This is a genomic window from Pseudonocardia sp. McavD-2-B (genome assembly GCF_024124365.1).
GTDB classification, from domain to species: Bacteria; Actinomycetota; Actinomycetes; order Mycobacteriales; family Pseudonocardiaceae; genus Pseudonocardia; species Pseudonocardia alni.
Genome location: NZ_JAMXSG010000003.1, coordinates 16239 through 41179, shown reverse-complemented (window position 1 = coordinate 41179; position 24941 = coordinate 16239). Strand labels below are relative to the sequence as shown.

Sequence of the window (24941 nt, the reverse complement as noted above, 5' to 3'; positions counted from 1 at the left end):
ATGCTCGTGGACCCGATCACCGCGATGTGGAGTGACCGCCTGTTCCAGGCGACGCTCGTCGTGCTGCTACTGGCGATGGTATTCACATCGCTGGAGTACGCGTCGCGCCGGATCGCCCGCAGCAGGCGCACGTCGGAAGCACCTGTGGCGGTCGGCGCCCCTGCGGCGGAGGCCGACGGGGAGACTGAGGTCGCGGTCGCCGAGCCGTCCCCAGCGGGCCTCACGCCCGACGGCGGCAAACCGGGTCGGGCCCGCGTCGACCGCTACGGCCGCATCGGCGTTTCGTTGATGATCCTCGCGGCGCTGCTGCACCTCGGGTCGATCGCACTTCGCGGCCTCGCGGCCTACCGCTGGCCGCTCGGCAACATGTACGAGTTCGTCTCGGCACTGTGCATGTTGGCCGTCGCCGCGTGGCTGGTGCTGGTCTACCGGCATCCCGCGATCCGTCCGGCCGGGGTGTTCGTGCTGACGCCGGTCGTTCTGCTGATGTTCCTCGCGGGGACGGTGCTCTATCTCGACGCTGCGCCCGTGGTGCCGGCGTTGCAGTCGTACTGGATCATCATCCACGTCACCACGATCACGCTGGCCTCCGGCATGCTGCTGGTATCCGGCGTCGCGAGCCTGCTGTTCCTGATGAAGCGCAGCGGGAAGCCCGCCGTGCTGGCCGCGAAGCTGCCGTCGGCCGAGACGCTCGACCGGCTCGCCTACCGGGTGACGGTACTCGCCTTCCCGCTCTACACCTTCGCCATCATCGCCGGCGCCGCGTGGGCCGAGGCCGCCTGGGGCCGGTTCTGGGGCTGGGACCCCAAGGAAGTCGTGTCCTTCGTCGCCTGGGTGCTCTACGCCGCCTATCTGCACGCCCGCGCCACGGCCGGGTGGCGGACCACGCGCGCGGCCTGGATCAACACCGCGGGCTTCGCCACAATCGTGTTCAACCTGTTCTTCATCAACATGGTGGTCGCCGGGCTGCACTCCTATGCGGGAGTGTGAGCGACTATCGGGCGAAGATTCACACCTCAAGCTGCACCGCAAGCCACGTCCTCGTCCGGTGCTGGATGGGCTCTCCTCGAGGCGGGCCAATCCCGCCGCCTGGTCGGCCAGGGCCGGAGTGACGACCGCGAACTCACTCGGTCAAGGATTCGAGGGCTGCGCGCAGGCGTGCGCCAGCGTCTGTGGCGGGGCCTCCTCGCCGAAGCGCTCGAGCGTGCCAGGGGTCGCGCCAACCACAGCAACGTACCCCCGCGGGGTATACCAACGTGCGTGCGGTGGAGTATCGCCGTTATGCGCTGAGCCCCGCCGTCGGCGCGGCGGTGCTCACAACTGCCAGCGATGTGAGGTCAACACGAGGAGGCCACGACTGTGATGGGTGAATCAATGATGGGCTGGGGCTGGATCTGGCCGATCCTCCTGCTGCTCGGGGTGTCACTGCTGGTTTATGGAACGGCACAGCTGGCTCGCGGGCGCGGCTCCTCCGGATCCGTGGTCGGTCCCGGTGCTTCCCTCGAGGCTGGGGTCACGGCCCGGCAGATCCTCGACGAGCGCTACGCGCGCGGCGAGATCGATGACGAGGAGTATCGGCGTCGCCGGGATGAGCTGACATGAACGCAGGCAGGGCGCAACCCGGGTGTGGTCGCCAGCCGCAACGGCAGGCTGGCCGTGGAGTTGACTACCGCGGCTGGCCGCGACCCTGGGTGGACAACCCACCGCAGCGCTGGGCTACAACGGCTCGTCGCCGGCCCGACTCTGCGGTTACGGCCGGGCGACGAGCTCGCCGTACGGCCCATTAACCATCTCGATCAGCTCACCGATCTGCACACGCACGGGCTGCGTGTGTCTCCGCAGGCCAACTGGGGTAATCCCTTCGTGCGGGTCGAGCCCGTTCCTCGTTCGCCTACCCTCTATCGGATTCCTGCCGATCTGAATCGTCCTGGGGAGTGGAGAGGCTCTGATCTGGCAAGGAGACTGGACCAGTGAGCCTTTGCCAACCTGATCAAGTGTTGGCGATCATGAGGGTCTGAACTGCGGCGATGAGCGCTGCGGCCTGGTTCGGGCTGGAGCGGATCTTGCGCAGGACCTTCCAGGTCTTCAGCTCGGCGTTGACCCGCTCGCCCGGCCCGCGACGGCGGGCGTGCGCGGCGTTGACCGCCTTCTGGTTCACCGACAAGGGTCGGTAACGACCGGTGTCGGGGTCGAGGCGCCGACGGCGCTGCGGGACCGCGACCGTAGGCCCGGCACCCTGGTAGGCGGTGTCGCCGGCGGCCGGGATCGCGTACTCGGTGAGCGCGTCGATGATGCCGTGCTCGCGGGCTGCGCCCATGTCGTGACGGGCCCCGGGCAGCGGCGGGGAGATCCACACCAACCGGCCGACCGGGTCGGCGATGACCTGCACGTTCAGCCCGTGGCATTTGTGCTTGCCCGAGTAGAACCCCCGGTCATAGCCGCTCGCCATGCCGACCCGGTCGATGCGCAGCAGGGTCCCGTCGATGATCACGAACGCTTTGCGCGCCGCGACCTGCATCGCTTGCTCCAGGGTCGGGGCCATCGCAGCGAGCAGGTCGATGGCCTCGCGCAGGTAGCGGTACACCGTGGAGGTCCCGACCTTGAATCCGCAGGCCAGCTGGGCGTAGGTGTCACCGGTGCGCAGGTGCGCCACGACCAGCAGGGCTTGACGGCCCGGGGTGAGCCTGCGCCAGCGGGTCGCGCGTTCGCGGCGGTGACGACGCAACAGCGTGCTGACCATCTTCAGCGTGTGGGTGGACACGGTCATCCCGGACGGGTAGGACAGCACCTTGAAGCTCCTGGTCGGACGGATTGGTCTCAGCAACCGCTCGTCTACCAGGAGCTTCACCCCTTCGAGGTCACGCCACGCCGCACACGCTCTGACCTGCCCGTCCGTCAGGTTGGCAAAGGCTCAGTGCCTGCACCTCGAAAGTTCGATGCGGAGACGCGTGAGCGCGCTGTGCGCCTGTACGCCGACCGTCTGCGTGATCACGGTGAGTCCAAGCTGGCTGCGCGCCGGCACGTGGGTGAGTTGTTGGGGATCAATCCGGCGACGATCCGGAATTGGGTCGAGGCCGAAGAGGGCCCGTCAGTGACGGCGGCACCGGTGGGTGCGGGCGTCGATGCTGAGGAAGTGCGGCGGCTGCGGCAGGAGAATGCGGAGTTGCGGCGGGCGAACGAGATCCTGAAGACGGCGAGCGCGTTTTTCGCCCAGGCGGAGCTCGACCGCAAACTTCGCTGATCTGTGAGTACGTTGGCGGTCACCGTGACCGTTTCGGAGTCGAGCCGATTTGCGCCGTCCTGAGCGAGTACGGGGTGCAGATCGCTCCGAGTACCTACTACAAGTGGCGGGTGTGTCCGGTGCGGCCGACTGAACTCGAGGAAGCGTACCTGGTGAACGCGATCGTCGATCTGTTCCGGAAGAACAAGCGAGTGTACGGGGTACGGAAGTTGTGGCGTGCCGCCCGCCGCGCCGGCTTGGACGTCGGACGGGACCAGGTCGGCCGACTGATGCGGATCGCGGGCGTTCAAGGGGTGCGGCGCGGGTCGCACCGGGTGGCAACCACGACCCGAGACCCGCGGGCACCGCGACACCCTGATCTGGTCGGACGCGGCTGGAGCACGCCGACGCGGCCGGATGCGATCTGGGTCGCGGATTTCACGTATGTGTGGACCGCGGCCGGTTTCTGTTATGTGTCGTTCGTGACTGACGTGTACTCGCGTCGAATTCTCGGATGGAAGGTGTCGACGGCGAAGACGACACCACTGGTGCAGGGCGCGCTCGGTCAGGCATTGGCGACCCGACGTCGCGAGTCGGCCGAGTTCACCGCTGACGGCTTGATTCATCATTCGGATGCGGGATCGCAATATACTGCACTGGCGTTTACCGAGGAACTTCGCGAGGCGGGTATCGCCGGCTCGATCGGGACGGTCGGTGATGCGCTCGACAACGCGTTGATGGAGTCGACGATCGGTCTGTACAAGACCGAGCTGGTCGGACCGTACGCGGTCGACCGGAACTGGGACGGACTGCGCGAGCTCGAACGCGAGACAGCCGAGTGGGTTCGATGGTACAACCATGAGCGACTTCACTCATCCATCGATTACGATTCGCCTATCGAACGTGAAATGCTGTACGCTGACACGATCGCCCAACGGGGCGTGGCGGCCTGAACCTCAGCCTCTCGCGAACCCAGGACGGTTCACCTCAGCGGTAGGGTTGGGGCGGTCGAGCTTCACGAAAGATCTGATGCTCCAGCTCTGTTAGGTGCTCGGTTAGCTCAACCGTTGTGTCGAGCAGCACGGCAGTGCGTACCTGATCGTGAGTCCAGCCTGCGGCGAGTGCGCACTCGATAAACATCATCTCCTGCTGTTGAGCCAGACGACGCGAGCTGTCGATGAACCACGGCCACAGGCGTAGCGCTTCAGCCGATTCCGTTCCGGGTGGCCCTCGTCGAATGGCCAGGCGCGCGGCGAGGACGACCGCGACCTGTGGATCGACATGCTGTGCTACGTCGATGCCAACTTCGGCGACGATCCAATGCCACAGGTCCGCAGGTACATTTCCCGGTCGACGTGGCAACGAGTCCGCATCCTCGAGCACAGACACCTCCGAAACAACAGGATCAGCGGGCCACAATCATTTGATACCGCCTCGGATACTCAAACGAGCGACTGCACGGACGGGGGTACCACATCCAGCGGTTCGGCACCCGGTCGCCGACGTTGGGCGGTAGCCCCCCAATCGCGGATCGTCGAATCGGGCGCGTTCGACATCTGCGTGCTGACGACTGCCGCGGTCGATAGCGTGGCTGGCGGGGACCGTCGGCGTTCGACAATTTGTTAGCTCGGGGGCGATGACGCCGGGACGGGTTGCGCCTCGCCTGCTCCTACGGCTCGGCATGGATCAGACGACCAGCAGGCCGCCCGCGACGGTGACCGCCACGGCGCTTGCCACGACAATGATGGCACGGCCGTATCGGGTGTTCCGCGGTAGTGATCGCAGGGGAAACACGAGCTGGCGTGCGAGTAGGTAGGCCGCAAGTGTGGCGACGAACAGGGCGCCGACCGGCGCCGGTCGTGCTGACCAAGCCACTGTTGCGGCCGCCAGTCCGATCCCGGCAGCGGCGCTTGCTTCGATCAACTGCGCAGGGACTCGCCGCATCCCGAGGCGGCGATCAGAGGACCACAGACCCCAGCGCGACGCTGTCGGTCGCCCAGCGCAGCAGCCCCCGAACCAGCATCCGAGCCGGCCGATGCCTGCACCGATGACGAGGGCGGGAGCGCTCAGATCGAGGACAGCGAGGACCGGCACTTCGCCGACGACACTACCGATGATCATCGTTGCCATCGCGGCGAGCACGAACCCCTGCAGGCACATGCCCGTCCATCGAGCCGGCCCTGTGCGTGGCCGATCTCGGTGTTCGACCAGATAGTAGACCTTGGCGCCGACGAGCCCGACGAAGCAGGCGAGCAACGACGTGCTCAGCACCGCCACCATCGGCAAACCGCTGCGCAGCACCAACGCCGACTGCAGCCCCAGGGCCACGACCGCACCGAGCCCAACCAGCCCCGGCCAGGAGCCCAAGCGTGTCCCGGGCGCCTTCGCCGAGACGACCGGGGCGTAGCCCGTGCGGCCGGACGCTGTGGCGGACGAGGCCCGTCGCAGGTCTGCGGGCCCCGCGACGATGGAGGCTGTCACGTCCCATTCACCGGAAGGGATGTTCTCGACACGGCGGGTGAGCGTGATGGGCCCGGCGCTGGGCAGGACCGGGTCGATGACGTCGTGTGTGGTGAAGGTGTCTGGCGCCCCGGCGGTCGAGGAGCGGTGAACACCGTCGAACTGGACCGTGACCGGTCCGGGCGCACCGCTGGACGGGGCGCGGAAGGTGTAGCTCAGGCCCAACGACTGAGGGTCTGTGTCATGCAGTTCTTCGCACCCGACTCTCGTGACCTCGAGCGCGCTGGGCCCGCGGCTCGGACTGCCGTCGTCGACGTCGAGTGCGGCCGCTCCTGACGCGCTGGCGGCCTCGACACCACTGCCGTCGGTCACCTTCGGCGCTGCTACTGGACGGCGGCGCGGGCCACCTGTCGACGGTCGGGCCGAGCTGATCAGCTCCGACGACGGAGCAACGCTGCCAGATTGGAAGCCAGGAGCCAGGTCGACCGCCGTCGCCCCAGCGCGACCGGACTGCTTCGCCCGCCGAGCGGCACGACGCTTCTGTTTACGTCCCATGCTGATCATGCCTCCAAGCCCCAACTCCTACGCACCATAGTAGTTGGAGGTGCACTTGGGCGTGAGAGCGGAGAAGTCGAGGGCGTTGACCAGGGCGTGGCGCCGAGTACCTGCTCGAAGACTGCATCGTTCGGGCCGACCCGCCTGCAGGGCGCCGCGACGCGATCTACTACGCTCCGTAGGATACGCTGGCATGGGCACACCATTTCGATGCGCTGCCGAGGGGCGGTGCTGCCCGCGTTGCCGGCACCGACCACAGTGCACACAGAGGAGTACTCGGCGATGGACGCGGCCGACATGCCGTCGAAGGATCCTGCGGACTGTCCACGGAGACAGCCAGGCCAGGGGGCTCGGCGATGAACCACGACGCCGGGAGCAACGGTCGGCGCAGTGCTACCACCTGGAGTCGCCGGCGATTCTTGGGCACCACCGGCGGTGTTGGAGCGGGCCTGCTACTGACCGGCTGTGGCGAGTCGGTGGCGAGCCCCCGAACCGTCGCGCTGACCGATCGCATCGGCCCGGGCGGTCTAGAGGTCGAGGCTACCGAGCAGGCGCGGCGAGCCACGGCTGGCCGAACTCTGGCACGCACCCTTCAGGCGCAGCCCAGCACGGTCGACATCGGCGGACGCACGGTGTCGACGTGGACCTACAACGGCGCTCTGCCCGGCCCGGAGATCCGTGCTCGGGTGGGAGATACGCTGAAGGTGCGCCTGGAGAACCAGCTGCCCCAGCCGACAACCGTCCACTGGCACGGTATTGCCCTGCGCAATGACATGGATGGCGTCCCCGTGTTGACCCAGCCCGAGATTCCCCCCGGCGGCTCGTTCGAGTATCTCTTCACGCTGCCTCATGCGGGTACCTACATGTTCCACCCGCACGTCGGTACCCAGCTCGACCGTGGGTTGTATGCGCCACTCATCATCGACGACCCGGCTGAGCCCGGGGACTATGACCTCGAGCACGTCGTGATCTTCGACGATTGGATTGACGGCACGGGACAAGATCCTGACCAGGTTCTGGCCGGGCTGCTCCGCAACGGCATGGGCGGGATGGGGGGAATGGGTGGGGACCATGGTGGGATGCAGATGCCGACGTCGTCCGTCCTCGGCGGGGATGCCGGCGACACCACCTATCCGCACTACGTCGCCAACGGCCGCACACGTTCCGCGCCGACCACCCTCGACGTCCGTCCCGGTCAACGTGTGCGCTTCCGGATGATCAATATGGGCGGCGACACGGCTTTCCGTGTCGGTGTCCCTGGCGCTCCAATGACGGTGACCCACACCGACGGATTTCCCGTTGCCCCTACCGACGTCGAGGCAGTGGTGATCGGAATGGGCGAGCGAATCGACGCTGTCGTCACCATTCCCGAGGCCCCGGCTGTGCTGATCGGGATCGCCGAAGGCAAGAACGACCATGCTGCGGTGAGGCTGTCGACTCCGCAGAAATCGCCGGTGGACACCGAAGCTGCGGCCTCCGCACTGATGTCCCGGTCAGCGGTTCTGTCACAGACCTTCGCTTCCGCCGAGCCGGTGACGCTACAGCGGCGCTCGCCCGATGTGGTGCACGATCTGGTGTTGGCCGGCCCCGGGGACCTCTACGATTGGACGATCAACGGAGAGCGATACGATCCGGCTCGCGGCCTGCCGATCTCAAGTGGCCAACGTGTGCGCCTTCGCATGGTCAACACGACCACGATGTTCCATCCGATGCATCTGCATGGACACACCTTCCAAGTGGTCGGCCCCGACGGCCGGGGTCCCCGAAAAGACACTGTGTTGGTGCTACCCAACCAGACTGTCGAGGTGGACTTCGATGCGGACAATCCCGGTCAGTGGCTGACGCACTGCCACAATATCTACCACGGAGAAGCAGGCATGATGACCGTCGTCTCTTACGTCGCCTGACTGGACCGTGAGTACCTCGGCAGGCACGTGCAAGTTCCAGCCTGCCCATTCGTTCATCAAGGAAAAAAACTTGGTTCCGGGTACTGCTCGCCGAGCAACCACCATGGGTTGCCGAGCGTCATAGCAACTGAGCCCCTACTCCTGGTCTCAGAAAAGAGGGATCCATGACGCGCCACTTTCGTAACGGCACCAAGTTGATGGCGCTCGCCGCCACTGCCGCGGCTGCGCTCGCGGTGGTGGTGACTGCAGGTAGCGCCGGCGCCGATGCGGCGCCCGACTCGAACACCGCGGCTGCCCAGGCACATCAAGAGCCTGCCGCCCCTGGTACGCCGTGTTCGGTCTCGACCCGCGCCTGCGTCGATCTCGAATCACAACAGGCCTGGCTCATCGGTGACGGGAAGGTGATCCGCGGGCCGGTACGCATCGCTACCGGTGGTGCTGGACAGGAATCGCCAATCGGGCACTCGTTCCGGGTGTACCGCAAGGAAAAGGACCACGTAAGCGGCGAGTTCAACGGTCCGGACGGCCGTCCTGCACCGATGCCGTTCTCGGTGTTCTTCGCAGACGGTGGCGTCGCCTTCCACGGTGGAGACCGTTCCCGGTCATCTGCGGGATGCATCAAACTCGAGCTCGGGGACGCCGAGGCCTGGTTCAATGAGTTGCAGACCGGGGACAAGGTGCAAGTGGTCAACGCGTCCGAGGAGAACAAGGAGCGTGCACGGGCGCGCCAAACCGCAGGAGTCTGACCAGAGTAGCCGCACCATTCCTGGGGAGCGCCTTCCACGTCCGTAGGACGGACAAATCGTCGGCTGCCCGAAACGGACAGCCGACGGTCGTGCCCGTATAAACCGTACGCCCCGCGGCCGTCCGACACGTGTTACGTCAGCTATGACGGCTCGATCAGTGCTGTCCGGTCAGACACCGTGCTGACCGGGCAGTACCGGTCCATACGCGTGTCTATCTGGTTCGAGGGGAGTCACCCGGACCCCGGGCCCGTGCCTGTTCCAACGCATTGTCGGGTCAGCGATCCCGCCTGCGCGATCGTCGGGTGCTCATGACACTTCAGCCCAGCAATCGATAAAAGGCGGCTGCGTTAACGGTGCGCACGGGAGCGCCGAGAACGGCGCCTCAACACGGCTACCGACCAGATTGCTCCGAATAGAACCACCACAGCAATCCCGGCTCCACGTAGATCAATATCAGCCAGGAAGGTGAGAGTTTCGGTGGAAGCGTCAAGCTGGTCACGAAGCAGGCCGGCCAGTACGATGGTTCCCACGACAAGAGCCACGACGACCGAGAGCACCGTCACGGTCAAATTGTAGGCGAGTTTCCGCATCGGATCTGTGAACGACCAGCCGTAGGCCCGAGCCATGAATGTGCCGTCCGCGGTGTCGCACAGAGTCATACCAGCGGCGAATAGGACAGGTAGCACCAGAATCGCGTACCACGGCACCGTCCAGGCTGCGGTGCCAGCGGCGAGCACCAAGAGCGCAACCTGGGATGCGGTATCGAATCCCAGCCCCATGAGTAGTCCGACTGGATAAAGCTGCCGTGGCGAGCGGATCCGATCGATCACGCCGCCGAGCAAGGGAGCTACGAGGCCCCGGTGACGGAGGTGCTCCTCCAGTCGGTTGTCTTCGAGCCGGCCCCGGCGCGCAGCCCTGTACATGCGGGCGATGCGGATCGCTGCGCTGAGGTTGGTCACGCCGAGGAGAATCAGAAAGACCGCAGCGGCGACCGTGCCGATGAACTCGAAGGTCGCGATCGTGCTGGAGCCGCCGTCCTGAACGGCACCGCCGATCCCACGCAGGCCGAAGGCAAGCGCAATGCTCAAGCCGAACACGACGCTCGAGTGGCCCAGCGCGAACCAGAACCCGGCGGTCTCGGCGCGCCGACCGTCCCCAACGAGTTTGCGTGTGGTGTTGTCGATCACCGCGATGTGATCGGCGTCGAAGGCATGTCGAACGCCGAGCAAGTAGGCGGTGAGTCCCACCCCGATATCGAACACTCCCTCCGATCCGAGGCTGAGGTTCTGCGGAACCACCGCGACGATCAGCACCCCCCACCCCACCAGGTGGAGACCTCCCACCACGTAGACGGAACCGAGAAGTGAACCCCGCGCCCGGCGCGGTGCTGCAACGGCCCACCGGCCACCCTGCGTGTCGGTCATGCCTGCAAGCATGAGCCATCATTGGGCTATTGCAAGGCACATGCGTCTGCGGCCTGGGCGTCCGGAGGGGCCGCAGGCGTGAGGACGAATCGCACCACCCGCTCGCCGACGTCCCTTCGGAGTCGGTGCGGTGGTGGTCGCTAGCATGTGGGGGTCAGTCGGCCCAGTCGCCGACGATCCAGGGCAGGGAGCGTGGTGTGACGACGTCGATTCTGCTGGTCGCCGGAGCCCTGCTGACCGCCACGTTCGCACCACGTGTTCTGACGCGTCTGGAGTCGACCAACAGCGACCCGCTGTGCTTGCTGTGGCTGTGGTGGTCGATGGTCCTCGGCAACCTCACCAGCGCCGGTCTCGCAGTCGCCGTGCTGCTCATACCGGGCCATGCCGGGCCCGCACCGGTGATGTGGTTGGTCGAGCAGTGCCGCATGATCTTGCGCCTGACCAGTGCACACCAGGACACGGGCGTGGGGATCGGCCTGCTGGGGGCGCTGACACTTCTCACCTTCCGCTTTGGGCAGCGCGTCCGGCGCGGGACCGTGGCCAGCCGCGATCGCTCGACCACGACCATGCAGACGCTCGATCTGCTCGGACATCGTGAGCATGATGTGTTGTGGGTGAAACATGCCGGCGCGGTTGCTTTCAGCGTGGGTGGTCGGGCCAATGCGATTGTTGCGACCACGGGGCTACGCACCAGGTTGACAGTGGCTGAGGTCGATGCGGTACTGGAACACGAGCGGGCGCACCTGGCGGGCCGCCACCACCTGCACGTCGTTCTCGCCGACGCCGTGGGAGCCGTCGCCCGATTCGTGCCGCTGTATCGGCAACTACCCGTCGCGGTCAGGCGTCTGGTCGAGTTGGTCGCAGACGAGGAGGCCGCCCGGGTCAGCGGGCGGTCCGTCCTGCGGGGCGCGCTGCTGAAGGTCGCCGCCGCATCGGCGATGGCAGCACCGCCACGAGCGCTGTACGCGTCGGAGACGGCCGTGGAAGCTCGATTGCGACGCCTGTCGTCGAATCCTCGGCAGCGCAGTTGGGTGCTACGAACAGCAGGTCGGGTCACCGTGGCCGTCGGTGGCGTGGCGTCATCGACGGTCGCTGCTGGCGTTACCACGGTGGCGCTGCTTCTCGCCTGTGTGTGGGGCGTCTAGCGGTGGCCTATGGAGCCGGATGCGCCGTGCCGATCAGGTGTGGTCGTCGTCGGTGAGTGCTTGCCGCAGGACCTCCTGTTCTCGGTCCGAGGACAGCCCCACGAAATGAAGCAGCGCCGCGTCGACCTCGTCGGCTGAGCGCAGCAGCGAATGCAGTAGCCGTGCCGCGGTCTGCTCCCTGCTGGTCGAGGCGATGTAGGCGAAACCACGACCCGACCGCTGGCGGCGGGCCCATCCCTTACGGACCAGCTTCTCGAGCACCGTTTGCACCGTGGTGTAGGCCAACGGCCGATCGGCGTCGCTGAGGGTCGCCAGCACGTCCCGCACGAGTTGCGGGGATTCGGCGTCCCAGAGGGCGTCGAGAACGGCGCGCTCCAAGTTGCCGAGTCCGATGGAGACGTGCGCCGCTGCAGGATCAGTGTTCACTCGGCCCCGCCTCTCCCCATCGCCTGCCTACCACTGCCGCAGCACGTGCTGACCGTCCTGGTGACGACGGTTCAGGATAGCCGCCCACAGCGTGGGCTCGATCGCCACGCGCGATGGGCTTCCCGGAGAGAGGGCCGCCGTCCAGTCGGTCACCGCTGTCCTGTCACTGGGTTGGGGCTCCGATCCTTGATCATCACCAACGTGATCAGTAGGCCGGCCGACATGATGCCGGCCGAGACAAGGAATCCGAGTGACCAGCCTTGCGTGATTGCACTGCGGGACGGACCCGCGTCCTCGGGCGTCAGGCTCGCGGTGCGGGCGGTGCTGACGGCGGTGAGGACTGCAAGTCCGATCGCCCCGCCGACCTGCTGCCCTGCGTTGAACAAGGCCGCGGCGACGCCACTGTCCCCCGGCGTGGCAGAGCCGACGGCCGCGGTGGTGAGTGCCACGAAGGCGAGGCCGAGGCCGCATCCGGCGAGGACGAAGGCGGGCAGCAGTGTGCTCAGGTAGGTGCTGTCGGGCGCGATGCGGGACAGGCTCGCGAGCGCGGCGGTGACGAGCAGCGCCGAGGCGACGAGCAGCGATCGCGCGCCGGTGCGGGCGAGCAGCTTGCCCGCGGCGGTCGAGGCGACCGCGATGGCGGCCGTCATCGGTAGGAAGGCCAGCCCCACGGCGACCGGCCCGTAGCCGAGGGTGCCGCCCATGAACAGGCTGAGGAAGTAGAACAGTGCGTAGATCGCGGCGCCGAGGATGAGCCCGACGAGGTTTCCGCCGAGCACCGTCGGGTTGCGGATCAGTCGCAGGGGAACCAGCGCGTGCGGGCGCACGGCCTGCACCCGCGCGAACGCGAGCAGAGCCAGGACCGACAGGACCAGAACGAGCAGCGCCGGCACCGACGTCCAACCCGACTCGGCAGCCTGTACGAGGCCGTAGACGAGTCCGGCGAGCCCGGCGGTGGCGAGCACGCCGCCCGCGAGGTCGAACCGCTCGGTCTGCTCGGGAGGACTGTCGGGCAGGACGACCCTGGCACCGGCGACGGCGATCGCGGCGATCGGAACGTTGACCCAGAACACCCACTCCCACGACAGCGCCTCGGTCAGGACCCCGCCGAGGATCAGCCCGACGGCGGTGCCGCTGGCGGACACTCCTCCCCACACGCCCAGTGCCAGGTTCCGGTCGCGGCCGGGCGGGAACACGGTCATCAGCAGGGAGAGGGCGGCGGGCGCCAGCACGGCCGCGGCGAGACCCTGTATCACCCGGCCGCCGAACAGCACGACGGCGGTCTCGGCCAGTCCGGCGAGTAGCGATCCGGTGCCGAACACCGTGGCACCGACGATGAACATGCGGCGGCGGCCGACGCGGTCGGCGAGCCGCCCGCCCAGCAGCAGGAAGCCTCCGAAGGCCAGCACGTACCCGGTGACCACCCAGTGCAGGGCGGTGGGGGCGAGGTCGAGGTCGTCCTGCATGTCGGTGAGCGCGACGTTGACGATCGTCGCGTCCAGCACGATGAGCAGCTGGCTTCCGGCGAGCACCGCGAGCGCGAACCAGCGCCGAGCGCTCCTACCTGAGGCCGCAAGGGGCGGGGTCATCAGTCTCCTTCACGAGCTCGACTCAACGACCGTAGAGTGAACTTCCTCCTTCGGTCAACGTCTGTAGAGTGAGAGCCGTGAGTGGAGATGCGGGGCCTGCGACGAGGGCCGAGCGACGACGACGCAGCGAGACGGTGATCCGCGATGCGGCCAGGGCGTTGTTCGCCGAGCACGGCTACGAGCGCACGACCATCCGCGCGGTGGCGGATCGGGCGGGCGTGGATCCCGCGCTGGTCATGCAGAACTTCGGCAGTAAGGAGGCCTTGTTCGCCGCGGCCGCGCGGTGGAGCACGCCGGTCGACGAGCTCGTCGGCGCAACTCGTACCGAGCTGCCGCAGGCTGCGCTGGACCACGTACTCGTTGCCTTCGAGGATCCTGAGCGGCGTGCGGCGGCGGAGGCGCTGCTGCGGAGCTGCCTCACTCACCCTGCGGCGCAGGCGGTACTGCGCGATGAGGTGATGGGCGCCGCGCAGGAACGGGTTGCCTCCACGATCGGCGGGCCGGATGCTGCCCTGCGCGCGGCTCTGCTGAATGCGTGCGTGCTGGGACTGACGATCAGCCGCTACCTGGTGGGGGTTCCGGCGGTGGCGGATGCCACGGCTGCCGACCTGGAGCGCGTCCTGCGGCCCGCCCTCGAGCGGCTCGTCGAGCCGACATGAATCGTGCTGACGAAGGGACACAAGTCCATTCGATCGGCGCGGGACGCCGTCGATGAAGGCCGATCGATCGCAGCGGACACCGTGCTGATGCGCTATGCGGCGGGCTCTCGCCCACCGGGGCGTGCAGCGGGTGGTGACGGCGCTGTTCTGCTATCTGGCTGCCGGAATTGTCAGCCTCGCGCTGCTGGGCAGTCGGGGCCAGTTGACGCCCTTACATCATCACGGACGTCGATGGCCTCGGCGTGGACGGCCTCGACAGCCGGCGCAGCCTGCTCGCGCTGACCGGCCTGTTGCCGAGGTCGCCTTCGTCCTCGGTCCGCTGATCATCGGCTTTGCCGCGGGGGTGATCGCCGGCCGCCGCGATGGCGGTCGCGGGTAAGACCTCGTTGCTGGGCGCTTGGTGGCTGCACGGCGCGCCTGCGTTGCGGAGCGGCCGGGTGGAAACTCCTCGTCACCGGGTACGGCCCTGCCCGCATCAGCTCACCGGACACGTGAATCCGCACGTCTCGCCCGGTCGCGGAACGCATTTTCCAGGCCTGTGAGCGATCGGCGGCGGGCCCTCGACACGAGGAGGTGGTGCAGCCGGGCCGGCCGCACCACCTCTGTCGGGAGTGCTGTGATCAGGTAGCGCGTGCTCGGAAGCGGCGCAGTCGCAGGCTGTTGCCGACGACGAAGACGGAGCTGAACGCCATGGCCGCGCCGGCGATCATCGGGTTGAGCAGGCCGACGGCGGCCAGCGGGATGGCGGCCGTGTTGTAGGCGAAGGCCCAGAACAGGTTGGTCTTGATCGTGGTCAGTGTCCGGCGGGAGAGCCGGACCGCGTCGGCGGCGGCGCGGAGGTCGCCGCGGACCAGGGTGATGTCGGAGGCCTCGATGGCGACGTCGGTACCGGTGCCCATGGCCAGACCGAGATCGGCCCGGGCGAGTGCGGCGGCGTCGTTGACGCCGTCGCCGACCATGGCCACGACCTTGCCCTGGCTCTGCAGCCGCTCGATGACCGCCAGCTTGTCGGCCGGCATGACGTCGGCGATCACCGTGTTCGGGCCGGCCGCGATCCCGACCTCGGCGGCCACCGACTCGGCGACGGCCTGGTTGTCGCCGGTCAGTAGCACCGGCGTCAGCCCGAGGCGGCGGAACTCGGCGATCGCCTCGGCGGAGGTGTCCTTGATCGTGTCGGCGACGACGAGCACGGCGCGGGGCTGACCGTCCCAGGCGACGGCGACCGCGGTCCGTCCCTGCGCGGCCTCGGTCGCGGCGGCGTGGGCGAGTGCGCCGGACAGCGGGGTCGACCACTGCTCGAGTAGCCGGGGCCGGCCGACGAGCACGGCGTGGCCGTCGACCACGCCCTGCACGCCGAGGCCTTCGTGGTTGGTGAAGTCCTCGACGCCCGGCAGGTCCCCGGTGCGCTCGGTCGCGCCGTCGGCGATCGCCGCGGCGATGGGGTGCTCGGAGGCCTTCTCCAGAGCCCCGGCCAGCCGCAGCGCGGTGGCCTCGTCGACCCCGTCGGCGGTGTGGACTCCGGCCAGTGCCATCTTGCCGGTGGTCACAGTGCCGGTCTTGTCCAGCACGACGGTGTCCACCCGTCGGGTGGACTCCAGCACCTCCGGACCCTTGATCAGGATGCCCATCTGGGCGCCGCGACCGGTGCCCACCAGCAACGCGGTGGGTGTGGCCAGGCCCAGCGCGCACGGGCAGGCGATGATCAGGACGGCGACGGCGGCGGTGAACGCGGCCGTCGCGCCGACACCGGCGCCGAGCCAGAAGCCCAGCGTCACCACGGCGACGGCGATCACGATCGGCACGAACACCCCGGAGATGCGGTCGGCGAGGCGCTGCACGGCGGCCTTGCCGTTCTGGGCGTCCTCGACCAGCTTCGCCATCTGCGCGAGCTGGGTGTCGGAGCCGACCCGGGTGGCCCGCACGACCAGCCGGCCCCCGGCGTTGACGCAGGCGCCGACGACGGTGTCGCCGACGGCGACCTCGACCGGCACGGACTCGCCGGTCAGCATGGACGCGTCGACCGCGGAGCGGCCTTCGACGACCTCGCCGTCGGTGGCGATCTTCTCGCCGGGGCGGACGACGAACCGGTCACCGACCGCGAGCTCGGAGGTGGGGATGCGCTTCTCGATGGTGCGCCCGTCCTCGTCGCGCAGGACCGTGACGTCCTTCGCGCCGAGTTCGAGAAGCGCGCGCAGCGCGGCGCCGGCGCGGCGCTTGGAGCGCATCTCGAAGTAGCGCCCGGCCAGGACGAAGGTGATGACGCCGGCCACGACCTCGAGGTAGATATTCCCGGCGCCGTCGGTCGGGGAGACCGACAAGGTGAAGGGGTGGGTCATGCCAGGGATCCCGGCGGTGCCGAAGAACAGGGCGTAGACCGACCAGGCCATCGCCGCGGTGGTCCCCATGGAGATCAGCGTGTCCATGGTGGCGGCGCCGTGGCGCAGGTTCGTCCAGGCCGCCCGGTGGAACATCGCACCCGCCCAGGCCCAGACCGGGACGGTGAGAACCAGCGACAACCACTGCCAGTTCACGAACTGCAGTGCTGGCGCCATCGCCATGGCGATGACCGGCACCGCGAGCACGGCGGAGACCACCAGCCGGTGCCGCAGGCTGCGCAGCGCCTCGTTCTCCCCGCCACCGGCATCGCCACCGGCATCGGCATCGGCGGCCGGATCAGTCGGCAGCGTGGCCGTGTAGCCGGCGGAGGCGACGGCCGCGACCAGCCGGTCGGCGTCGACCCCGGTCGGGGCCGAGACCTTGGCCTTCTCGGTGGCGTAGTTGACGGTGGCGGTGACGCCGTCGAGCTTGTTGAGCTTGCGCTCGACCCGGTTCGCGCAGGAGGCACACGTCATGCCACCGATCGCGAACTCGATCTCCTGGACGTCCTGGCCGGGCTGCGGCAGTGTCGCGGTCACTGGTGTCCCCCCTCACTGTGCGCGGGTGAGTTGATGTCCGCGATGGCAGGAGCGCTGTAGCCGCCCGCGTGACCGGCGGCGCCGCTGGGAGCGGGCTGCAGGTGTGCGGTCGGGACATCGACAGCGGATCCGGTCGCAAAGGCTCCTGCGCCGAGCAGGACAGCGACCGCACCGTAGGCAGAAAGTCGCGCGACGGTATTCATGGGATCGTTCCCTCTTGTCGGACCCGATCCGGGTGGACGTCGGTGGCGCCGCTGGGGCAGCGCGTGCCTCGGTGACCCGTACCGGGTAGGTGGTCAGGTCGTGATCAGGAGTCGGATACGACCTGGTAGCCGGCCTCGGTGACTGCGGCGCGCACGGAGTCAGGGGAGACCTCGCCCTCGCCGGTGACGGTGACCGCGCCGGTCGGCAGATCCACGGCCACATCGGTCACGCCGACGATCTCACTGATCTCCTCGGTGACCGAGGCGATGCAGTGGCCGCAGGTCATGCCGGTGACGGTGTAGGTGGCGGTACTCATGGCTCGGATACCTCTCTCGTGACGGCCCGCGGCGCGGGCCGCGGTTGGCTTCGGCGCCCGGGGCGGTGATGCCACACCCTGCGCCGGGGCTGTGAAGGGCCGGTCAGGACCGGACCAGGCGCGCGATGGCCGCGCTGGCCTCCTCGATCTTCTCCTCGGCGACCGCCCCGCCCTCGGCGGCGGCATCGGTGACGCAGTGCTTGAGGTGCTCGTCGAGCAGGCCGAGCGCGACGGCCTCGAGTGCCTTGTTGACCGCGGAGACCTGGGTGAGGATGTCGATGCAGTACTTGTCCGACTCGATCATCTTGCTGATCCCGCGGACCTGGCCCTCGATCCGGCGCATCCGCTTGACGTGCGCTTCCTTGTTGTCGGCGTAACCGTGCTGCATCGCCTACCTCCTCGTTTCATTTGCACTGTACCCCTAGGGGGTACCCGCATCAAGGTGGTCGAGTGCCCGGCCCAGCTGTGTCGGGTTACGGTCAGCGTGGCCTCGGGCACGGCGCGGGTGGCCCCCCACCCCCTGGTCCCCACGCCGCGAGTACCGGCAACGCCAACGGGTAAGGACCACGACAGTGTGACTTGCACAGATGCTGTGCCCGGGTAGGGTACGCGCCTGTTGCCGCTGATCAGGGGGTGCGAGGTGGAGTCATTTGTGCCGCTGGCGGTCCTTGCGGGCGCAGTCGTCCTGGTCGTGTCAGTAGTCGTTGGAATGTCTCAACTGGTCTCGGTCGGGCCCGTCCTGAAGGGGCGCCTGCCACATCTGGGGGGCCTGCCGCCGGTGGAGCATGCGGTCTCGCGCTTTCACGTCCGCTGGTACGCGGTGACGATGATCTTCCTGGCCTTCGACATGGAGATGATCTTCATGTACCCGTGGGCCGTCGTCGTCGCGACGATGGGGACGGCGGCGGTCGTCGAAATGTTCCTGTTTCTCGCGATCCTGCTCGCCGGCGTCGTCTACGCGTGGCGCGAAGGGGCCCTGCGATGGACCTGACTGCCGTCCTGCTGAGGTTCGCGGCTGGGGTGCCGCACGTCCTGCTCGTTGCGGTGCCCGGTCGCCCCGGGCTGCGCATGGATACCGAACTCCTGATCAGGCGGCGTGGGTGGCCGGAGGCGACGAGCCCAGCTGAGGCCGATGTGCTGCTCGTCGCCGGGCATCCGGGACCTGAGCTGGGTGAGGTCGTCGAGAGCCTCTGGCGGGGGATCCCCGCGCCACGGGTTCGGCTCGACCTCGGCGACGACGCTACGACCGCGCACCTCGAGCGGCTGCTCGATCGGCTCCCCACACGGCTGGCGGATGTTCGACTTGCTCGCGAGGAAGCCATAGCTGCCGCTGCCGTCTCCGACGTGGCGGACGAATCACACGCCGCCCCCGCGCAGCACGGCGAGCACGGCGAGCACGGCGAGCACGGCGAGCACGGCGAGCACGGCGAGGATACGCACGCAGCTGGTCACGAAGCCCACCTCAACGAGCACTCAGGCCATGCCGGCGACGGTGAGCCGCCCGACCAGGGCGGGGATACCGCTCATGGCCGGCACGAGCACCACGAACGCGATCACGCCGAGCACGCGGACAGCGGCTCCGGCCACGAGGACGACTCGGGTCACGCCGGCGACCACCAGCATCACCACATGGACATGCCGCTGCCCGGGGGCCTGGCCATGGCCGACGTCGCGGAGGATCGGGACGGTCTGGCACTCGACGTGCTCCATCTGCCGCTCGGTCCGGTGCTCCCGGACTGGCCGGCCGGCCTGGTCATCGACGTCGAGTTGCAGGGCGACGTGATCTCCTCGGCCGAGGCCCGCGTCCTCGACGTCGCCGAGCTGCGACCCTCGGCGCCGGTCGCTGCGGCGGTACGTGACCTCGATGTGGTCGCCCGCGTCCTCGCCGTCGCCGGTTGGCCGGGCCCGGCCGCCCGGGCACGCGACCTCCGTGACCGTGCCCGGGCCGGTGAACCGGCCGACGGCCTCTCTGGGCTGCTGCGCCTGGTCCGGCGGTCCCGCGTACTGCGGCTGATGCTGCGCAGGGTGGAGTTCGGTGACGGCGTGGACGTGGCCGAGCTGCTCGAGCGTCGCCTCGCCCGGATCGAGGCGCACGCCGCGGGGCGGACGGTCGGGGAGCCGGAGCGTCCGGTCCTCGCCGAGCTCGGCGGGCGTCTCGCGGGAGCGGAGTTCACCGCCGCCCGGCTGCTGGTCGCGGCACTCGATCCCGACGTCGACGGCGCAGCGACCCCCGCCGGCCTCCGCGACCGGGAGCCGGGCGAACGATGAGTGCCACGACCCTGCTGCTCCCGGCCCTGATGATCGCCGCCGTCTGGTTCCTCGCCGCACTCGACGGCGCCCTGGCGGGCCGGGCCGCCGGGCGACCCGTCGGGCCCGCCGCGGCCGCCGTCGAACCGGTCCGCGCCACGGTGCGGCTGCTGGTCGGCCAGCGGCGCAGCACGCTCGCCGCCGATGGTCTGCTGCGGTGGGCAGGGATCGTGTCGTTGATCGTCGCCGCGGTGCTGGCGGCAGCGGTCGTCCCGCTCGGTGAACGTCCGCTGGTCGACCTGTCGGTCGGCGTCGTGTGGTTCAACGCGATGGAGGTCGTCGCGTGGGCGGCGGTGTGGCTGGTCGGGTGGGGGCCCAACGGGGCGTTGTCGCTGGTCGGCGGGTACCGGTTCGTCGCCCAGGGCCTGTCCTACGAGCTCCCGCACATGTTCGCGATCATCACCGCAGCCCTGGCCGCGGGCAGCCTGCGGATCACCGACATCGTCGACGCCCAGGCCGGCCTGTGGTTCGTCGTCCTGATGCCGGCGGCGTTCGTCGCCTATCTGCTCAGCGCGGCCGCGATGGCGTTCTGGGGGCCGTTCGATGCCCCGGTCGCCCGCGACACCGCGGGGGGCGCGGGCTCGGAGCTCGCGGGTGTGGACCGGCTGCTGTTCGCCGGGGGGCGCCGGCTGCTGCTCGTGGCCGCGGCGGCGATGGCGGTCCCGCTGTTCCTCGGCGGCGGTCACGGGCCGTGGCTACCTGCGTGGGCGTGGGTGCTACTCAAGACCGCCGCGGTGCTGGTCGTGCTGGTCTGGCTGCGCCACCGGCTCCCGACGATCCGGATGGACCGCTGGGCCGAGATCTCCTGGATCGTGCTCGTACCGCTGACGATCGTGCAGGCGCTCGTGGTCGCACTTGTCGTGCTGGCCAGGGGAGGGATGTAGATGGTTCTCGCCGTGTTCTGCGTGCTGAGCCTCCTGGCGATCTCCTCCGGTGTGCTGGTGTTCGTCGTCGACTCGATGGCGCGCGCAACGTTCTGCCTGCTGGTGTCGTTCCTCGCGGTCGCCGCGATGGTGCTGATGACCGGGCTGGCCTACCTCGGTGTCGTCATCATCCTGATGATGATCATCGAGATGGTGATCATGGCCGTGTTCATGGTCATGTTCATGATGAACCCGGCCGGGCTGATGCCGATGTCGATGTTTCACAACACCCGCGGCGCGGCCGTCATCTCGGGCCTGGTGTTCACCGGACTGGCCGCGGGGATCCTCGTCGTGGACTGGCCGCAGCGCCGTGGTGTGCCTGCGCCGGATCCGACCGTCGCGCTGGGCGAGGCCCTGATGGGCGGCCACATGCTGACCATGATGACCCTCGGCGTGACGCTGTTCGCCACCATCGTGGCCACCGTGGTCCTGTCCACCGGGCGTGGCCGCTACGACCGGCTCGGCGACGACCTCGACGCCGAGCGAGCCGATGACCCGGCCGGTGGGGGTGTCGGTCGATGATCCTCGAGGCGTTCCTGCTCGTGGCCGCCGCACTGTTGTGTATCGGGCTGTTCGGCGCACTGACCCAGCAGTCGATCGTGATGCTGATGATGGGCCTGGAGCTGATGATCAACGGGATCATCCTGGCCGCGGCCGCGTTCTGGTACTTCCTCGCCCCGGCCTCCGACGGCCAGGTGATCGTGGTGGCGGTGGTGACCGCGATGGCGATCGAGATGGCGATGGGGTTCGCCGTGGTCACCGCCATCTACCGTGCCCAGCGGATCGACATGACCGACTCGGCCACCGAGCTGGAGGGCTGAGCGGTGCTGCTCGCGGTGCTCATCGGCCTCCCGGCTGTCGCCGGCGCGGTGCTGCTGCTGGCCCACCCGGCCCGCGGCGCGACCGCGGCCGGTGTCGCCACGGCGGCGGCCACCCTGGCGCTCGCCGTGGCCGCCGCGGCGACGCGGCCTGCGTCCGAGGTGTCGTTGCTGGCCGGTATTCGGGCCGGGTTTGCCGTCGACGGGCTCTCGGCGGTACTGGTCGTCCTGGTCGCCGCGGTGCTGCTGGCCGCGCTGGTCGTCGCTGCTGCCGAGCCGGGCCTGCGGACCGGCCGGTTCCACGGCCTGATGCTGGTCTTCGCGGCCGCGATGCTGGTCACCGTCACCGCCACGACATTGCCGGCGCTGCTGATGGCCTGGGAGGTGATGGGCGCGACGAGCTGGGCGCTGATCGGCTACCGGCTCGACGACCGGGTGGCCGCCCGCGCCGGCACGGTCGCGTTCCTGACCACACGGGCCGCCGACCTGGGCCTCTACGTCGCGGCCGGGGCGATGCTCGCCGGCGGCGCGGGCGCGATGGCGCTGACGGATCTGGCCGGTCTCGACGGCGTCTGGGGCGACGTCGCGGTCGCCGGTGTCGTCGTCGCCGCGCTGGGGAAATCCGCGCAGCTGCCGTTCAGTTTCTGGCTGTCCGGGGCGATGCACGGACCCAGCCCGACCTCGGCGCTGCTGCACTCCGCGACGATGGTCGCGGCCGGTGGCTACCTGCTGCTGCGGATCGCCCCATCCCTGGAAGCCGCCGGCTGGGCGGCCCCGCTCGTGGCGTGGATCGGGGTGGCGACCGCGCTGCTGCTCGGCCTGGTCGCCGCGGTCCAGGACGATCTCAAGCAGCTGCTCGCCGCCTCCACCTGCTCACAGATCGGGTTCATCGTGCTCGCGGCCGGGACGGCCGGTGTGTCGGCCGGGGCGCTGCAGACCGTGGCGCACGCCGCGGCGAAGAGCCTGTTGTTCCTGGTCGCCGGCCTGTGGCTGGCCACACTCGGCACCCGCAGCCTGACCGGCGGTCTGCGCGGGGCCGCGCGGCGGCACCCCGTGGTCGGGGCCGCATTCACCGTCGGTGCGCTCACGCTGGCCGGGCTGCCGCCGTTCGGGCTCTGGGTCGGCAAGGACGCCGTGCTGGCCGCCGCCCTGGGCTCCTCGCCCGCGCTGTACCTGGTCGGACTGGTCGCCGGGTGGACCGCGGCGTTCTACAGCGGACGCGCACTGTGGTTCGCCTGGCAACCCGCCGACCGCCCGGCCACCGGTGCTGCTCCGGTCCGGATACCGCTCCCGGCGGTGACCACGACTGTCGTGCTCGCCCTCGCCGCCGCGGGGGCCGGAATCCTGGCACTGGGCCCTGTGCGGCCGGACCCGGCTCCGCAGGTCTGGGAGCTCGTGCTTTCCGGCGTCCTGGCCGGTGCCGGCGTGCTGCTGGTGTGGCGGTTCGCCGAGCGCGTCCCGACGCCAGGCCTGCTGGACCGGTGGCTCGGCCTCGAGGCGTTCGCGCTCCGCTACGTCGTCGGCCCGGTCGTGACCTTGGGAGCAGCTCTGGCCGTGGTCGACGACCGCGTGCTCGCCCGTGTCCCGGCGGGCGCGGCGAGTGCCACCTCGCGGCTGGCCGCGGTCGTGGCCGGGCACGGTGAGCGCGGCGTCGACCGGGCCGTAGCCGGGCTCGCCGACGGCGCCCGCGCGCTGGGCCGAGCCGCCCGTCGTCCGCAGACCGGGCAGATCCACCAGTACTACGCGCAGGCCTCGGTCGGGTTCGCCCTGCTCGCGGCGCTGGCCGTCCTCGTGATCGTCGTGAGGTGACCCCGGAATGCTCTCGCTGATCGTCTTCCTGCCCGCGCTGGTCGCGGTCGCGCTGTGCGCGGTTCCGGCGCGGGCGGGCACGACGGTGTTCGCCAGTGCGTGGCTCGCGGGGGGGCTCGCGCAGCTCGGGCTGATCGCCGTGGTCTGGGCGGGCCTGCCCGCGTCGGGGTACGGCTTCGTCGAGCGCTACGCGTGGATCCCCAGCGCCGGGATCTCCTACCACGTCGGCGTGGACGGGCTGTCGCTGCCGCTGCTGGCGCTGACCGCGGTGCTGTTCACCGCGACCGCGGTCTACACGCTGCGCGGCATCGCCCGCCCGAAGGGCTTCGTGCTCCTGTTCCTGGCGTTGCAGGCGGTCAGCGCGGGCCTGTTCGTCGCGCTCGACCTGATCCTGTTCTTCCTGTTCTTCGACCTGTCGATCGTGTTCATGTACTTCGTGATCGCCGGGTGGGGCACCGGCGCGCCGGCGCGGCGGGCGGCGCTGACGTTCTTCCTCTACACCTTCCTGGGCTCACTCGCGCTGCTGCTCGGGTTCATCCTGCTCGCCCTGGCCGGACCGCAGGTCACCTTCGACATCCCGACCCTGGCAGCGCAGAACCCCCTCGCCGGCGGCGGCGGGTACGCCGGGCTGACCCTGCTGGTGATCGGGATCGGGCTGGCGGTCAAGACCCCGCTGTTCCCGTTCCACACCTGGCTGCCGCCCGCGCACACCGAGGCGCCCGCGGCCGGGTCGGCGATCCTGGCCGCGATCCTGCTCAAGATGGGCACCTACGGCTTCGTCCGGATCGCGATGCCGCTGCTGCCCGCGAGCTGGCGCCAGTTCGCGCTGGTCGCCGTCGTGGCCGGGGTGGTCTCGGTGCTCTGGGGTGCCCTGGTCGCGCTCGCCCAGACCGACCTCAAACGCATGATCGCCTACACCTCGGTCAACCACATGGGCTACGTCCTGCTCGGCCTCGGCGCAGCCGGCCTGATCACCGCCGACGACGAGCAGGCCCGCCAGCTCGCCACCTCGGGCGCGACCTACCAGATGGTCAGCCACGGCCTGATCACCGCGGCGCTGTTCCTGCTCGCCGGGTCGCTGCACGAGCGCGGCCACACCTACGAGATGAGCGCCTACGGTGGGCTCGCGACCCGCACACCGCGCTTCGCCGGGCTGTTCGCCGTCGCCGCGTTCGCCTCACTCGGCCTTCCCGGGTTCTCCGGGTTCATCGCCGAGTTCCAGATCTTCGCCGGAGCGCTGGGCGCCGTCCCGGTCGCGACCGTCGTCGCGGTGACCGGTGTCCTGCTCACCGCCGCGTTGTTCCTGGTCGCCATGGGGCGGATGCTCTCCGGCGATGTCCGCGTCCCGGACGCCCCCGGCACCCCGCGCCCGTTCCCCGACCTCGACGCCCGGGAGCTGCTGGCCATCGGCGCGCTACTGGTCCTGGCGACCGTGCTCGGGCTGCTGCCGCGGGTCCTGCTCGACGTGATCGAACCCGCCGCCCGCACCCTGGGCGACCTGGTGACGCGGTGATTCGG

At 69.2% G+C, this 24941-nt stretch carries 25 protein-coding genes and 1 other annotated feature; of the genes, 15 read left to right on the top strand and 10 right to left on the bottom strand.

Features of this window, described 5'->3' with window-relative positions; all coding sequences use genetic code 11:
* The 3 genes from ccsB to NH602_RS32115 all read left to right on the top strand — a co-directional run bounded on the left by ccsB (nt 1) and on the right by NH602_RS32115 (nt 1974).
* Nucleotides 1-990 carry a c-type cytochrome biogenesis protein CcsB gene (gene ccsB, locus NH602_RS01230; RefSeq protein WP_179763250.1) on the top strand — a complete coding sequence of 330 codons (990 nt, stop codon included), beginning with the start codon at nt 1-3 and terminating at the stop codon, nt 988-990.
* Nucleotides 991-1362: 372 nt separating this feature from the next.
* Nucleotides 1363-1602 (top strand): SHOCT domain-containing protein, encoded by a 240-nt coding sequence (locus NH602_RS01225; protein ID WP_246354034.1) that lies wholly within the window; start codon nt 1363-1365, stop codon nt 1600-1602.
* Nucleotides 1603-1626: 24 nt separating this feature from the next.
* The gene (locus NH602_RS32115; RefSeq protein WP_357440709.1) at nt 1627-1974 is read left to right on the top strand and encodes a multicopper oxidase domain-containing protein; all 348 of its coding nucleotides are present in this window, start codon (nt 1627-1629) and stop codon (nt 1972-1974) included.
* A 16-nt stretch (nt 1975-1990) separates the two neighbouring features.
* Here NH602_RS32115 and NH602_RS01220 read toward each other — a convergent pair whose 3' ends face one another.
* A complete protein-coding gene (locus NH602_RS01220; RefSeq protein WP_161152599.1) occupies nt 1991-2788 on the bottom strand; it encodes a transposase family protein in 798 nt (265 codons plus the stop codon).
* Between the two features lie 126 nt (nt 2789-2914).
* Here NH602_RS01220 and NH602_RS01215 point away from each other — a divergent pair.
* Nucleotides 2915-4173 (top strand): IS3 family transposase gene (locus NH602_RS01215; RefSeq protein ID WP_253066757.1). Its coding sequence is split into 2 segments (ribosomal slippage): nt 2915-3212 and nt 3212-4173, totalling 1260 coding nucleotides; the frame shifts between segments, so codons are not numbered across the junction.
* Nucleotides 3199-3330: a sequence feature (AL1L pseudoknot), on the top strand. Its footprint overlaps the gene before it by 132 nt.
* 34 nt (nt 4174-4207) lie before the next feature.
* On the opposite strand, the gene NH602_RS01210 is transcribed toward NH602_RS01215, so the two are convergent.
* Entirely contained in the window at nt 4208-4609 is a 402-nt protein-coding gene (locus NH602_RS01210; RefSeq protein ID WP_143105614.1) for a hypothetical protein, read from the bottom strand.
* Nucleotides 4610-4906: 297 nt separating this feature from the next.
* A complete protein-coding gene (locus tag NH602_RS01205) occupies nt 4907-6052 on the bottom strand; it encodes a prolipoprotein diacylglyceryl transferase family protein (protein ID WP_253066756.1) in 1146 nt (381 codons plus the stop codon).
* 539 nt (nt 6053-6591) lie between these two features.
* On the opposite strand from NH602_RS01205, the gene NH602_RS01200 reads away from it, so the two are divergent.
* Together NH602_RS01200 and NH602_RS01195 are read left to right on the top strand one after the other, a co-directional pair.
* On the top strand, nt 6592-8142 hold the full coding sequence (locus NH602_RS01200) for a multicopper oxidase family protein (protein ID WP_253066755.1): 1551 nt from the start codon (nt 6592-6594) through the stop codon (nt 8140-8142).
* A 164-nt stretch (nt 8143-8306) separates the two neighbouring features.
* Nucleotides 8307-8888: a L,D-transpeptidase gene (locus NH602_RS01195; protein ID WP_246354005.1), complete on the top strand. Its 582-nt coding sequence runs from the start codon at nt 8307-8309 to the stop codon at nt 8886-8888.
* A 347-nt stretch (nt 8889-9235) separates the two neighbouring features.
* On the opposite strand, the gene NH602_RS01190 is transcribed toward NH602_RS01195, so the two are convergent.
* Nucleotides 9236-10312, bottom strand: a complete 1077-nt coding sequence (locus tag NH602_RS01190; protein ID WP_253066754.1) for a HoxN/HupN/NixA family nickel/cobalt transporter — start codon at nt 10310-10312, stop codon at nt 9236-9238.
* Nucleotides 10313-10509: 197 nt separating this feature from the next.
* Here NH602_RS01190 and NH602_RS01185 point away from each other — a divergent pair, with 197 nt between their 5' ends.
* On the top strand, nt 10510-11457 hold the full coding sequence (locus tag NH602_RS01185) for a M56 family metallopeptidase (protein ID WP_179763242.1): 948 nt from the start codon (nt 10510-10512) through the stop codon (nt 11455-11457).
* 33 nt (nt 11458-11490) lie between these two features.
* Here NH602_RS01185 and NH602_RS01180 read toward each other — a convergent pair whose 3' ends face one another.
* A complete protein-coding gene (locus NH602_RS01180; RefSeq protein ID WP_232021794.1) occupies nt 11491-11883 on the bottom strand; it encodes a BlaI/MecI/CopY family transcriptional regulator in 393 nt (130 codons plus the stop codon).
* A gap of 149 nt (nt 11884-12032) precedes the next feature.
* A complete protein-coding gene (locus tag NH602_RS01175) occupies nt 12033-13472 on the bottom strand; it encodes an MFS transporter (protein ID WP_253066753.1) in 1440 nt (479 codons plus the stop codon).
* 134 nt (nt 13473-13606) lie between these two features.
* Between NH602_RS01175 and NH602_RS01170 the strand changes: the two genes are divergently transcribed.
* The gene (locus tag NH602_RS01170) at nt 13607-14131 is read left to right on the top strand and encodes a TetR/AcrR family transcriptional regulator (protein ID WP_218913774.1); all 525 of its coding nucleotides are present in this window, start codon (nt 13607-13609) and stop codon (nt 14129-14131) included.
* A gap of 620 nt (nt 14132-14751) precedes the next feature.
* On the opposite strand, the gene NH602_RS01165 is transcribed toward NH602_RS01170, so the two are convergent.
* The 3 genes from NH602_RS01165 to NH602_RS01155 form a co-directional block, all read right to left on the bottom strand.
* The gene (locus NH602_RS01165) at nt 14752-16983 is read right to left on the bottom strand and encodes a heavy metal translocating P-type ATPase (protein ID WP_374210112.1); all 2232 of its coding nucleotides are present in this window, start codon (nt 16981-16983) and stop codon (nt 14752-14754) included.
* A 370-nt stretch (nt 16984-17353) separates the two neighbouring features.
* Nucleotides 17354-17566, bottom strand: coding sequence for a heavy-metal-associated domain-containing protein (locus NH602_RS01160; RefSeq protein WP_179763239.1), 213 nt, complete (start codon nt 17564-17566; stop codon nt 17354-17356).
* 103 nt (nt 17567-17669) lie between these two features.
* On the bottom strand, nt 17670-17954 hold the full coding sequence (locus tag NH602_RS01155; RefSeq protein ID WP_093357462.1) for a metal-sensitive transcriptional regulator: 285 nt from the start codon (nt 17952-17954) through the stop codon (nt 17670-17672).
* Between the two features lie 321 nt (nt 17955-18275).
* Between NH602_RS01155 and NH602_RS01150 the strand changes: the two genes are divergently transcribed.
* A complete protein-coding gene (locus NH602_RS01150) occupies nt 18276-18557 on the top strand; it encodes an NADH-quinone oxidoreductase subunit A (RefSeq protein ID WP_179763283.1) in 282 nt (93 codons plus the stop codon).
* Nucleotides 18558-19039: 482 nt separating this feature from the next.
* Here NH602_RS01150 and NH602_RS31085 read toward each other — a convergent pair whose 3' ends face one another.
* Entirely contained in the window at nt 19040-19171 is a 132-nt protein-coding gene (locus NH602_RS31085; RefSeq protein WP_256493484.1) for a hypothetical protein, read from the bottom strand.
* A 24-nt stretch (nt 19172-19195) separates the two neighbouring features.
* Between NH602_RS31085 and NH602_RS01145 the strand changes: the two genes are divergently transcribed.
* From NH602_RS01145 to NH602_RS01120, 6 genes are read left to right on the top strand one after another with little or no spacing between them, the layout of a single operon-like run.
* Entirely contained in the window at nt 19196-19834 is a 639-nt protein-coding gene (locus NH602_RS01145; protein ID WP_179763168.1) for a hypothetical protein, read from the top strand.
* On the top strand, nt 19831-20757 hold the full coding sequence (locus NH602_RS01140) for a complex I subunit 1 family protein (RefSeq protein ID WP_253066751.1): 927 nt from the start codon (nt 19831-19833) through the stop codon (nt 20755-20757). The genes NH602_RS01145 and NH602_RS01140 overlap by 4 nt, the downstream gene beginning before the upstream one ends.
* Nucleotides 20758-21318, top strand: a complete 561-nt coding sequence (locus NH602_RS01135; RefSeq protein ID WP_179763237.1) for an NADH-quinone oxidoreductase subunit J — start codon at nt 20758-20760, stop codon at nt 21316-21318.
* The gene (locus NH602_RS01130; protein WP_253066750.1) at nt 21315-21617 is read left to right on the top strand and encodes an NADH-quinone oxidoreductase subunit K; all 303 of its coding nucleotides are present in this window, start codon (nt 21315-21317) and stop codon (nt 21615-21617) included. The genes NH602_RS01135 and NH602_RS01130 overlap by 4 nt, the downstream gene beginning before the upstream one ends.
* 3 nt (nt 21618-21620) lie before the next feature.
* Nucleotides 21621-23423, top strand: coding sequence for a proton-conducting transporter membrane subunit (locus NH602_RS01125; protein ID WP_253066749.1), 1803 nt, complete (start codon nt 21621-21623; stop codon nt 23421-23423).
* 7 nt (nt 23424-23430) lie between these two features.
* Nucleotides 23431-24936, top strand: coding sequence for a NuoM family protein (locus tag NH602_RS01120; protein ID WP_253066748.1), 1506 nt, complete (start codon nt 23431-23433; stop codon nt 24934-24936).
* The last annotated feature ends 5 nt before the right edge of the window (nt 24937-24941 follow it).